This is a genomic window from Sporosarcina sp. P1 (assembly GCF_002743155.1).
In the GTDB taxonomy this organism is placed as follows: domain Bacteria; phylum Bacillota; class Bacilli; order Bacillales_A; family Planococcaceae; genus Sporosarcina; species Sporosarcina ureae_B.
In genome coordinates this window covers 1-12,021 of the sequence record NZ_PDYS01000004.1, presented here as the reverse complement: position 1 = coordinate 12,021, position 12,021 = coordinate 1, and the positions used below count along the sequence as shown (strand labels likewise).

10 protein-coding genes, 1 tRNA gene and 1 pseudogene are annotated in these 12,021 nt (G+C 43.8%); 9 read left to right on the top strand and 3 right to left on the bottom strand.

All coding sequences use genetic code 11. The annotated features are described in order from the left end of the window. The first annotated feature begins 24 nt into the window (after positions 1–24). The 6 genes and pseudogenes from CSV73_RS06225 to CSV73_RS06200 all read left to right on the top strand — a co-directional run bounded on the left by CSV73_RS06225 (position 25) and on the right by CSV73_RS06200 (position 3,875). Positions 25–97: transfer RNA gene (locus CSV73_RS06225), tRNA-Ala, on the top strand. A gap of 300 nt (positions 98–397) precedes the next feature. Beyond that, positions 398–1,219, top strand: a complete 822-nt coding sequence (locus CSV73_RS06220; RefSeq protein ID WP_099626891.1) for a transporter substrate-binding domain-containing protein — start codon at positions 398–400, stop codon at positions 1,217–1,219. A gap of 1 nt (position 1,220) precedes the next feature. Further along, a complete protein-coding gene (locus CSV73_RS06215; protein WP_085132640.1) occupies positions 1,221–1,889 on the top strand; it encodes an amino acid ABC transporter permease in 669 nt (222 codons plus the stop codon). Between the two features lie 25 nt (positions 1,890–1,914). Continuing rightward, on the top strand, positions 1,915–2,643 hold the full coding sequence (locus tag CSV73_RS06210; RefSeq protein ID WP_085132641.1) for an amino acid ABC transporter ATP-binding protein: 729 nt from the start codon (positions 1,915–1,917) through the stop codon (positions 2,641–2,643). Between the two features lie 33 nt (positions 2,644–2,676). Further along, positions 2,677–3,174, top strand: a pseudogene (locus CSV73_RS06205) (amidase domain-containing protein); the annotation flags it as partial. Positions 3,175–3,278: 104 nt separating this feature from the next. Further along, entirely contained in the window at positions 3,279–3,875 is a 597-nt protein-coding gene (locus CSV73_RS06200) for a nitroreductase family protein (RefSeq protein ID WP_085132642.1), read from the top strand. Positions 3,876–4,166: 291 nt separating this feature from the next. On the opposite strand, the gene CSV73_RS06195 is transcribed toward CSV73_RS06200, so the two are convergent. Further along, on the bottom strand, positions 4,167–5,549 hold the full coding sequence (locus tag CSV73_RS06195) for a dipeptidase (protein WP_085132643.1): 1,383 nt from the start codon (positions 5,547–5,549) through the stop codon (positions 4,167–4,169). 244 nt (positions 5,550–5,793) lie between these two features. On the opposite strand from CSV73_RS06195, the gene CSV73_RS06190 reads away from it, so the two are divergent. Further along, on the top strand, positions 5,794–7,044 hold the full coding sequence (locus CSV73_RS06190; protein ID WP_085132644.1) for a hemolysin family protein: 1,251 nt from the start codon (positions 5,794–5,796) through the stop codon (positions 7,042–7,044). Between the two features lie 114 nt (positions 7,045–7,158). Then, positions 7,159–7,704 carry an RNA polymerase sigma factor gene (locus CSV73_RS06185; RefSeq protein ID WP_085132645.1) on the top strand — a complete coding sequence of 182 codons (546 nt, stop codon included), beginning with the start codon at positions 7,159–7,161 and terminating at the stop codon, positions 7,702–7,704. Positions 7,705–8,247: 543 nt separating this feature from the next. On the opposite strand, the gene CSV73_RS06180 is transcribed toward CSV73_RS06185, so the two are convergent. Both CSV73_RS06180 and CSV73_RS06175 read right to left on the bottom strand, forming a co-directional pair. Continuing rightward, entirely contained in the window at positions 8,248–8,436 is a 189-nt protein-coding gene (locus CSV73_RS06180; RefSeq protein WP_029053516.1) for an SE1832 family protein, read from the bottom strand. Between the two features lie 30 nt (positions 8,437–8,466). After that, on the bottom strand, positions 8,467–9,504 hold the full coding sequence (locus tag CSV73_RS06175) for a glycosyltransferase family protein (RefSeq protein ID WP_085132646.1): 1,038 nt from the start codon (positions 9,502–9,504) through the stop codon (positions 8,467–8,469). Between the two features lie 112 nt (positions 9,505–9,616). Between CSV73_RS06175 and CSV73_RS06170 the strand changes: the two genes are divergently transcribed. Next, positions 9,617–11,548 carry a cation:proton antiporter gene (locus CSV73_RS06170; protein ID WP_232319149.1) on the top strand — a complete coding sequence of 644 codons (1,932 nt, stop codon included), beginning with the start codon at positions 9,617–9,619 and terminating at the stop codon, positions 11,546–11,548. The last annotated feature ends 473 nt before the right edge of the window (positions 11,549–12,021 follow it).

The window sequence follows — 12,021 nt, the reverse complement described above, 5'->3', positions numbered from 1 at the left end:
TACTCTATATTGTACCAGATATGAGGGGCATTAGCTCAGCTGGGAGAGCGTTGCGCTGGCAGTGCAAAGGTCAGGGGTTCGAGCCCCCTATGCTCCATAAAAGTAATGACGGCAGTTCTTGAGAGAAATCTCTAAGAACTGTCGTTTTTTTATTCGAGGCTATACTAGTATTACTATATTCCCCTTCGTCATGCATAATGAAACTATTTACTATTGTATAATTATTCATAGTGATGTATATTAAGCAGTATATAAAGTAATCGTTATAAGATCTTATCCGATATAGGGAGTATACAAGCAAACGTATACATATACTTGTAGACAGTTGGTAGTTGGTATCTTATAATTGTATTAATTTAGAATATTTATACTAGTAAAGAGAGAGAAGGGGAAATGTATGAAGAAGATGTTTACAGCACTATTACTCATCCTAGTATTGGTCATCGCGGGATGTAGTAGTAACGACGGAGGGGCAGCATCAACAGAAAAGTCCACGTTGAAGAATATTAAAGACAACAAAAAATTGGTGATTGGAATTGCACCAGGTTATTTCCCTTTTGAAATGAAAAGCATCGAAGGCGGTTTTGTCGGCTACGATATCGATCTAGCAAACGCAGTAGGTGAAGCGCTCAATACGGAAGTGGAATTTAAGCAATTCGTATTTGACGGCTTAGGGCCGGCTTTGCAAATAGGTGAAGTCGATATGGTCATCGCAGGTATGACGATTCGTGGGGATCGTGCACTATCCATTAGCATGTCCAATCCTTACTATAAAACAGGTCAGGCGATCATGGTGCCAGCTGCCAATAAAGGTATCAAATCATGGGAAGAGCTTGACGTAAAAGGGAATAAAATCGCGGTAGGTATCGGAACTACGGGTGCGCTGCTTGCGAAGTCTCAGTTCAAAAATGCGGAAGTAGTAGATTTCGAAGATTTCCCGTTGGCAGCTACGACAATGGGTTCAGGACAAGCTGATGCAGTCGTTTACGATGAACCTGCTATTGCGGTATGGCGCTTAGAGCACGAAGGGGAAGTTCATCAGCTCGAAGGTTTGCTGTCTGCTGAAAACTTAGGGATTGCAGTGAAGAAAAATGATTTTGAAACGATTCAATGGTTGAATTCATTCTTGCATAGTTATGTGGATAGCCCGGAAGAATTAGCATCCAGAAGTCGCTGGTTTGAGGAAAGCGACTGGCTAGATAAGGTTTCGGGAGAATAATATGGGCGGTTATGAATATGACTTCAGTGTAATATCGCAAAATATGGATATCTTTATTGCAGGGGCGTTGAAAACACTTGAAATTTCAGCGATCGCATTATTACTGGCTATTCCTCTAGGTATTATGATTGGAATGGGTAGAATTTCCCGCAATAGTTTCATCCGTATTCTTTCCTCAGCTTATGTAGAAGTCATGCGCGGCGTGCCGTTGCTAGTATTGTTGATTTGGATTTTCTTTGTACTCGGCCAATTTTTAAAACTCGGTTCTTATTGGGCATCGATTATCGGTCTAGCTGTCTTTACCGCAGCATTCATAGCAGAAATCGTTCGTTCAGGAATACAAGGAGTGCCAAGAGGGCAAATGGAAGCGGCTCGTTCGTCAGGCATGACGTACTGGCAGGCAATGCGCTTGATCGTCTTACCGCAAGCGTTCCGACGAGTTCTACCGCCACTAGCTTCACAATTCATCATGCTAATTAAAGACTCTTCTTTGATCTCGGTCATCGGTGCAACGGAATTAACGTTGAACGCAAAGAATCTCGTTGCCACTAGTATGCGTTCCATTGAAGTATGGACATTCATCGGTTTCGTTTACTTTGCGATGACGTTCACGTTATCCATGATCATTCGGGCGATCGAACAAAAATTATTAGCGAGAGAAAATTCATGAAGTTTGATGTGAAGGAGTGCCAGAAATGATTTCTATAAAAAACGTAAATAAAACATTCGGTATGAACCAAGTGCTGACAGATGTCACGCTTGAAGTACCTAAATCAAACGTTGTGGCCATCATAGGCCCAAGTGGAGCAGGAAAGTCTACATTAATTCGCACGATCAATGCGCTCGAGCCAATTGATGACGGAGAAATTGTAGTAGACGGCGTTTCCATCCACGATAGAAAAGTGAATATTAATAAAGCGCGTTCTGAAATCGGCTTCGTTTTCCAAAGCTTTAATCTCTATCCTTTCCTCACGGCGTTGCAAAATGTCACACTTGCGCCTATCAATGTAAAAGGACTAAGCAAAAGTGCAGCGGAAACGCGAGGGAAGGAGTTACTGACTTCGCTTGGTCTCGGCGATAAATTCGACGCGTATCCGAACCGGCTATCAGGTGGTCAACAACAACGTGTCGCGATAGCACGTGCACTCGCAATGGATCCGCAAGTGATGCTTTTCGATGAGCCGACTTCAGCACTTGATCCTGAGATGGTCACCGAAGTTCTCGATGCGATCCGTAAACTTGCTGAAAGTGGTATGACGATGGTCGTCGTGACCCATGAAATGGGCTTCGCCAAAGAAATTTGCGATGAAATCATCTTCATGGCAGACGGTAAAGTCGTGGAACAGGCATCACCTGCCAAGTTCTTCACGAATCCTGATTCTGAACGTGCCCAAAACTTTTTATCGAAAGTGTTACATCATTAATTGAACGTCCCTCGTTGTCATATGATATGGCAAGGAGGGATTTTTTTGTACGATCGACAAGCAGCAGTAGACTATGCGGATAAGTGGTGGAATAGCAGAAACCCTGCCTTTCCAAGTTTTGAAGATGACTGTACGAATTTCATTTCACAATGTCTGTTGGCGGGTGGAGCACCCATGCATGGACAACCAAACCGCGAAAAGGGTTGGTGGATGCAAAAAGGTACGTGGAGCTTCAGTTATACCGTTGCTCACTCCATGCGATGGTACTTAGCGACATCTACAAAAGGACTGACTGCAACTCAAGTAAAATCGCCTCAAGAATTACAGCTGGGAGATGTCATTTCATATGATTTCCATGGGGATGGCCGTTTCGATCATACGACGATCGTGACTGCCAAGAATGGGGATATGCCGCTCGTCAATGCGCATACGTATGATGCGTATCATCGTACATGGGATTATAAAGACTCTTATGCTTACTCACCGAATGCGAAGTATATCTTCTTCAAAATTAATGATCATTTCTCATAATTGTCCAGTTTTGCATCAAAGTGTTTCTCATAGCCTCTAGTAACAGACTACCAAGTTAGGGTATAATGAAAAGCAGATACTTATTGCAAAGGAGAAGGTTGAGTGTGAATGAACAAGCATTATCGGTAAGAGAGGCCATCGTCACACGGCGCTCTATTAAGAATTTTAACGGACAACCGATCGAACCAGAGATCATTCCAGAAATTATAGAAGATGCCGTTTGGGCTCCAAACCACGGAAACCGTAATCCTTGGCGATTAATCGTAGCGATAGGTGAACAGTATGAACAGCTTTTGGACGTCTTGAAGGAGTTCGGTGTAGCAAATTGGAAGCAGCTTTCTGACGAGGATCTCGAAAAACAAATGAAGAAGTTCTCGACTGCCAGTGCAGCTGTATTCGTCATCGTACCTGAAGATGTACGCCAAAAAGAGCGGCTAGAGGATTACGCAGCAGCCAGCGTACTAATTCAAAATATCCAATTGCTTGCTTGGGATAAAGGAATAGGTACTTGTTGGAAAACACCACCTTTCATCGACAACCCGAAATTTCGCGAACGTTTAGGTGTAGAGGCAGGCGAGCGCATCATCAGCATGTTGCAGTTCGGCTATTTCGACACGTCGCCGAAAGCTCCACCGCGTAAGTCGGTAGAGGAAATCCTAACGTACTTTGGTAATTATGAGGACGAAGAAGAGGAATCTTGAGAGTAGTAAAGTACCATTCTTCATGTAGAACAGGCTACCCCTTTTGTGGAGTAGCCTGTTTTTGTTATGTGAAAAGGGAGGAGGCGCTCATAGTTTTTAGTGAGTGATCTATTGCCATGTCTGGGCGCTCAATGCCTCCGCGTAACCGCTCAATCCAGCGTCACGAGCGCTCAATGCCTCCGCGTAACCGCTCAATCCAGCGTCACGAGCGCTCAATGCCTCCGCGCAACCGCTCAATCCAACGTCACAACCGCTCTATCGCCCCAGTAGCCCCATCAACCCCCTCACAAATCACAACCCGAGTTTTTCAATTTCTCCATAATAACTACTGATGACACGCAATCCTTTATCGAAATTCTCTAAATGGAAATGTTCATTCGGTGCATGGAAGTTTTCGGTATCCAGTCCGAAGCCCATTAAGACAACGGGTAACTTAAGAATTTCATCAAATGCTGCAACGATGGGTATGGAGCCGCCACCGCGGGTATAGACGGTAGGTACACCGTATACTTGCTCGTATGCTCTGCCAGCCGCTTGAATCACTTCGTGGTCGTATGGTGTTAGGTAAGGCTTGCCTTTATCAAATTCAGTGACCGTTACTTCACATCCGACTGGTTCGTGTTTCGCAATGTGTGCACGTAGTTTTTCTATGATTTCATCTGGCTCTTGATCAGGAACTAGACGGCATGTGATTTTTGCACCTGCTTCGGAAGGGAGGACGGTTTTGATGCCTTCTCCTGAAAATCCACCAAATACACCGTTGATCTCGAGTGTAGGACGGGCCCATGTGCGTTCTGTGTACGTGTAGCCGGGCTCCCCAGTTAATTCTTTGACACCGACTTCTTTTTTCACTGCTTCTTTATCGAAGTCGAGAGCTGCCCAACCTGCGCGTTCTTCTTCCGTCAGATCGCGAACTTGATCGTAGAATCCGTCGATGGCGATAGTTCCTTCGGCGTCACGGAATGAAGCTAGAATTTCGACGAGTGCGTGGATTGGATTTTGAACACCGCCACCGTATAGTCCGGAGTGTAAGTCTCCTTTAGGACCTTTCACATCGATTTGTACGCCGGCTAATCCGCGCAGCCCGTAGCAAATGGCGGGCTGGCCAGGTCCGTACATGCCGGTATCTGAAATGACGATGAAATCTGCCGCCAGCTTATCTTGATTATTTTGGATATATTCTTCGAGGCTCGGGCTACCGATCTCTTCTTCCCCTTCAATAATCAGCTTGACGTTAACAGGGAGAGTGCCTTCAACATTCATCAGCGCTTCGATCGCTTTACTGTGCATAAACACTTGCCCTTTATCATCGCTTGCTCCGCGTGCATATAATTTATTATCACGGATTGTTGCTTCAAACGGAGGTGTTTCCCATAAGTGAAGCGGATCAACAGGTTGCACATCGTAGTGGCCATAGATCAGGATGGTTGGCTGACCTTCAGCATGTAACCAGTCTGCATAGACAACGGATTGTCCAGCCGTTTTTTCAATCGACACGTTTTCTAATCCGACAGTTTCGAATTCATTCGCCAGCCATTCCGCCGCTTTTTGCATATCGGATTGATGTTCGGAAAGTGCACTGATACTTGGAATTGCCAAGAAGCTCGTTAACTCTTCCAAGTGGCGGTCACGGTTGTTTGTGAAATAGTGGTCCAATGCTTGTGATGAAGTCATAGTAAACCCTCTTTTCTTTGGATATTTTCTATATCACAGTATAGCAGAAATTCGTGATGTATTAAGGTTTAGACACTTATGGATAAGGGAACCGAATGATAAAAGTATACGTCCTACCTGTATGTAGCATTAACGATTCAGATTATATATGTGATATACTTATGCAATAAGAAATGTTGAATTCATGTTAATAATATCTGATGAATGATAACAAATAAATGGAGAAACGTTGGAGGAGACGCAATTGTTTATTGCACTGGGACTATGTTTATTATTGTCCTTCTTTTTATCGGGAAGTGAAACAGCTCTGACTGCTATCAATCGAATGAAAGTTCAGTTGCGTGCGGATCAGGGAGACATTAAATCGATAAAATTACGAAAATTGATTTCCAAGCCGGACCGTATGATTACGGCGATACTAATTGGAAATAATATTGCGAATATTTTGATGCCTACGATTGTGACGATGATTGCAATCGATAAAGGATTGAGTATTGGGTTACTGACAGGGATCTTGACGGTAGTTTTGATTATATTCGGAGAAGTATTACCGAAAACGATTGCTGCGACATTTGCGGATCGTATCGCGTATATTGTAGCGCCACCTATTTCGGTACTTGTGAAGTTATTGATTCCATTGACATTGGTTTTATCGTTGTTCACCAATTTCTTTGTTCGCTTGATTTCTAAAGGAACGGTGACGGAAGCAACGTTGACGAAAGAAGATGTGCGTTCGATGGTGGACATTGCGTCTACAGAAGGCACATTCGGTCAGGATGAATCAATCCGTCTAAAAGGTATGCTAGATTTCCGCGATAAAGATGTTAGCGATGTAATGGAAACACACCGTACGGATATTATTTCACTATCGATGGATTCTACGTATGAAGATGTACGCGACGTCGTATTGCAGTATTTCTATACCCGCTATCCAGTATATGAAGAGAGTATCGACAAAGTGGTCGGTATTTTTTATTCGAAAATGTTGATTGAGTGGTCCATGTATCCCGAGCGAAAGTTTTCCGAGGTAATTGATCGCCAACCTTTGTTCGTCGTGCAGACCGCAAGCGTAGAGCTCGTGTTTAAGCGTATGTTAACGCAAAAGAAACATATGGCGATTGTGCTAGATGAATATGGTGGGACACTCGGAATCGTCACACAGGAAGATATTATTGAAGAAATGATTGGACAGGATATAGAGGATGAAACGGACGTGGAGGAAGAGTCGATGGTTTTCGAAAAAGAAGAGAATCATTTAATCTGCCAAGGACGTTTAGAGATTGAAGACGTTATTGAACTACTCGACATAGAGTTACCAACAGATCATGATACAATCGGTGGATTTGTTTTTCAGGAAGTGGGTCATATTCCAGAAGAAGGCGAGAAGTTTAGTTATAATTCATTGTTGTTTGAGATTGAGGAAATGGACCGAACGCGGATTTTGCGCCTAAAGATTACCAAGCAGGAACCGAAAGAAGAGGTTATGGAAGCGTAGAACTTGTCAAGTAATCTTACATAATTGTAAGGTTACTGAAAGAGAAAGCGATAGTTCATAATGTGTTTGTCGGTGATAATAAGGGTACCAGTTATAAAACGGAGGCTACTTATTATGAAAAACGACTTAAACGCATTATACGAAGAATATGGACGCTATATATATCATTTATGTCTTAAACTCACTCGCAATAAGGAAGAAGCAGAAGATCTCATGCAAGACGTATGGGTAAAAGTAGTGCGCTACAGTGGTGAAATGAGTGAAGTCAACCGTATGAAGGCTTGGTTGACGACGATTTGTATGAACACATTCCGCGACCGTTACAGAAAAAATGTACGTCACAGTCAATACGTGATGAATCAACCTGATACATTAGACGTTCCGATCTTGGATTTGGTTCCCAGTAATGCGAAAACTCCTGCTGAGTTGATGGAACAAAGTGATATTTCCGAGCTAGTACAACAGAAGATCAGCGAGTTGGACGGTATTTACCGGAAGACGATTGAGTATTTCTATGTGAATCAATATTCGTTAGTAGAGATCGCAGGGTTGATGAGTGTATCAATCGGCACTGTGAAGTCCCGCTTGTTCCGCGCGAAGAAGTACCTAAAAGAGTTGCTCGTGCAAGACGAAGCAGCCCAAGAGTATGTAATGGCCTAAGCTCACACTTGCTGTGGGCTTTTTTTTATGGGGCAGGAGGGGATGGAAGCTCCAGCTGGTGGATGCTTTCCCATGGGCCTGCGGTGAGCCAACCAGTTCGCTACGCTCTCTTTTGGTTGTCTCACCTGTTCAGGCTGATCCATCAGGAATCGCCACCAGCTTCCGCTTCCATCCTGCGTTGATCGTGTTGGGACGTAGATAACTCACTGTAGATAGTCTGCAAATTATTGTTTTGTCTTAACGTATTTAAAGACAAGTACTAAAGTTCACAACCACTTACAGAACTTACTTTAATGCACAACAAAAAGTATCTCACACTCGCATTGCAAGGGATCTGCGCGTAGGAGGGGCGACTCCTGGAGGATCAAGCCCGACAGGCGAGACAACTAAGAGAGCGCAGCGAACAGTTGGCTCGCCGCGGGCCCTCAGGAAAGCGTCCCCTCCGAAGCGCAAATCCCCACCCCCAATCCACAGTCATCCTCACTATTCCCAAACCCAAAAAACAACCTCCATCAGCTATACACTCGATGGAGGTTGTTCGTATTAATTCGTCGCTTCAGCGAGCTGCTTATTCAAATCCGCGAGGCGCTCTTCCATTTTAGATAGACGAAGCTCCGCATTTTCGATCATCTTCACATGACCTGTCGACTCTAACTTCTCCATATCGCCCTGTAAGCTGATGTAGTCCATCTTCAGCTCCGCGATCTCTTGTTCCAGCTGATCCTTTGTCATAATGGAAAACTCCTATCATAATGTTTTCCTTTAGTGTAACATATTCTGCCTCGTGCGTTTAGGGAACTCCAGCAAATAACGGATAGCCTCAAGTACCTTTTCATCGCTTGTGCCGATATCGATCTGCAACTGCTTTTTGATGGCGCGTTCCTTACGTGCGTCATGCAACAACGGTTCCATGATTGCATTCAGTAAGTTCGACTGAGTCACTTTACGACCGAGACCGAGATGGGTAAAGCCATTTCGTTCGGTTGGAAAGCCGAGGTTTGATTCGAACTCGTTTTGGGCAAGTACAATACAAGGTACACCGATCACGGCTATTTCATATGGTGTATAGCCCGCATCACACAGAACCATATCGGCTTTAGAGAATAGCTCTGCACGGTTGTCCGGGGCTTGTACGACTTTCGTGTTCGGTCGACTCAATGCCATCATTTGGATTTCACTCACATCATGTTTATAATTCTGGCCGAGTAGCACCAGTACGGACAAAGGAATTTGTAATTGCTTTAAATGTCGCAACGCACGAAACGTGAGATTGCCCGGGTCTTCATCGCCGAATGAAATGACGAGTTGCGAAGAAGATGGAGATTTTCTCTTAAGACCCGCATGCCGAAAAGATTTCAGTGTAGCATCTGCCATGAATGTCTGAGGTCCTACAATATAGTGGTCGGCATAAAGTTCTTGGGTTTCCGGGTACAGCGTCTGGATCACCCAGTCTGCTAATTGTCCGCCATCACCGAAATCATCGAAATGTAGAATACTTGGCACTAGTTCATGAATTTTAGTCATTTCTTCTTTATAGCTTGGACCACTGTCTCGAATCAAAAGATCAGGCTGAAGTTTGCCTATTAATTTAATGAAGGAAGAAGAACCGATTACTTTATGGCATGTGAAATTTTCGCTTGGGACTGGTGTTTCTTGATCGTGTAAAAAGATGACTTGTGCTTCGCTTTTTAGCATATTTGCCAGTATTAATGCACGGCGTAAAGGATAACTTCCCTTACCTTCAGTTATGGAAAGATAGATTACGATTGTTTTTTGGACTTGTTTTTCGATAGGAACCACCCTTTCTGAATCTGCTTGTTCCTCTTACCCTATGAAAAATGGGAATAGTTTATTACAATGGGAAGAAAGCAGTTCAGAAAGGCTTGGAAGAGGGAAGGAGGCGACCTACCTAATGTTCAATTCATTGATTATGGATTTAATGTTGGTCGTGTTAATTGGCGTAGCGTCGCAATGGATAGCATGGCGGACGAGGATGCCAGCGATTGTCGTGATGGCAATTGCTGGGTTATTGGTAGGGCCAATTTTCGGTTTGATCAATCCGCAGCAATCCATGGGGGATCTATATTCACCCATCATTACATTCGCAGTGGCGATTATATTATTTGAAGGCAGTTTAAATCTCGATTTTAAAGAAATTAAAGGATTTGGACGTCCTGTTGCGCGAATCGTAACGTTCGGCGCGTTCATTGCGTGGATCGCTGGGTCACTAGCCGCTCACTATATCGCAGGATTGTCGTGGGAAGTGGCATTTATTATTGGAGGACTATTCATCGTCACAGGTCCTACCGTAATCTTGCCTTTACTTAGACAAGCGCGGTTAAAACCCCGCGCAGCCGCGATATTGAAGTGGGAAGGAATTGTCGTTGATCCATTCGGCGCACTTCTAGCAGTATTTGCATTTGAAGTTATCAAGTTCATCAATGATGAAGTAACGGCCAAAGCGATGTTGCTGTTCTTTGGTGCATCACTGTTTTCCGTACTTCTTGGTTGGGGAACGAGTCGAATTCTAGGAACAGCATTTGAAAAAGGTTGGGTACCGGAATATTTAAAAGCGCCGATATTATTCGGCCTCGTGTTATTTGTCTTCGTATTATCTGATGAAATCATGCATGAGACGGGTTTATTAGCTGTCACGGCGATGGGAATGACGATGGCGAATATGCATTTGACTACTTTAGAAGACATCCGTAATTTTAAAGAGAATATTTCGGTATTGCTTATCTCGGGAATTTTCGTCATGTTGACGGCGTCGTTAGATCCACATATCTTAATCGAAATTTTGAATCCGAAAATCATTCTATACGTACTTGCGATGCTATTTGTCGTCAGACCGCTATCGATATGGGTATCAACAATTGGTACGGATTTGACGAATCGTGAAAAAACACTTATTGGTTGGATTGCGCCACGAGGGATTGTGGCACTGACCGTATCGGGCTATTTCGCGACGATATTGCTTGAGAACGGCTATGAAGATGCGGAGCTCTTAACCGCTTTGACTTTCGCACTTGTATTTGCGACCGTCATCGTCCATGGCTTTTCGATTGGTTGGCTTGCAAAGAAACTTAATTTGACCACGCCGATTGAATCGGGTGTAGTACTAATCGGCAGTACAAGGTTCGTAGCGGAACTTGCGAAGAATATTAGTGACGCTGGTCACAAAGTTTTGGTTGTGGAAAATTCATGGGGCGGTCTTTCCAATGCGCGAAAACTTAGCGTGCCCACATATATGGGGGATATTTTATCCGAGCATACGGGCTACCATTTGGATTTGACACCATACCGTTATATGTTGGCGATGACAAAGACGGATACTTACAACTCACACGTATGCGCCGATTTCACGCCGGATCTAGGAAGAGACTTGTTGTTCCAAACGACCACACATAAACGAAGCGCTGATCAACAGTTCAACCTGGCAACAGGGCAATTCCTATTCACGCCGAACTTGTCCATCCACGAACTAGATGATCGTATCAACCAAGGGCATGTGTTCCGTAAAACGTTGCTGACGAAACAATACAGCTACACACAGTACTTACGCGAGCGCGATGACCAGTCCATATTGTTGTACATCATACGGGCAACTGGTGATATAGAGTTCTACACGGCAGAAAAAGAATTACAAGCACAAACAGGGGATACAATCGTTGCGCTTTCGACGTTGAATAAAACGATCGAGCGGACGATTGACCGACTCGAAGAAAAGAACGGCAAAGCGAGTGTGCCAAAAGAAGTCGTAGAGACGAAGTTCTTGGAAGATACACCGAATGAAAAACCAGCGATTCCAGGCGAGACTCCACCGAAGATCATGAAAGATTGAGTGGATGGAAGTGGATGGTGTTGCAATCGGGTTGAGGTTAAGGGTTGGCGCTTCGGAAAGAACACTTTCCGGAGTGCCCATCTCTCGTAATATGAGTAGGTGACACGTATCGTTGTCCATTAAAGTTAGGATTGTAATAGTTTCTATATATAAACCAAGCCCTTGAATTTAAACAAGTTCAAGGGCTTTACTAATTCATATCGACAGTAAGTGATTAGAAATGGAATTTGACCTGCACTTGAACTTAACTAAGTTCAAAGCCAACAACTTATTCGCACACTATCTACAGTGACGTATCTGGGTAGCTCCACTATCAACATAGGATTGAAGCGGAAGCTGGCGGCGACTCCCTCTTGAAAAGATGATAATGACAAGGTTTATCGGACTTTACTAGTGACCCAAAATATTTTTTATTGTAAGTTAAGAATTTCGTCTACCTAAAAGTACATACCTTTGCAGATACTGTAAGTAAA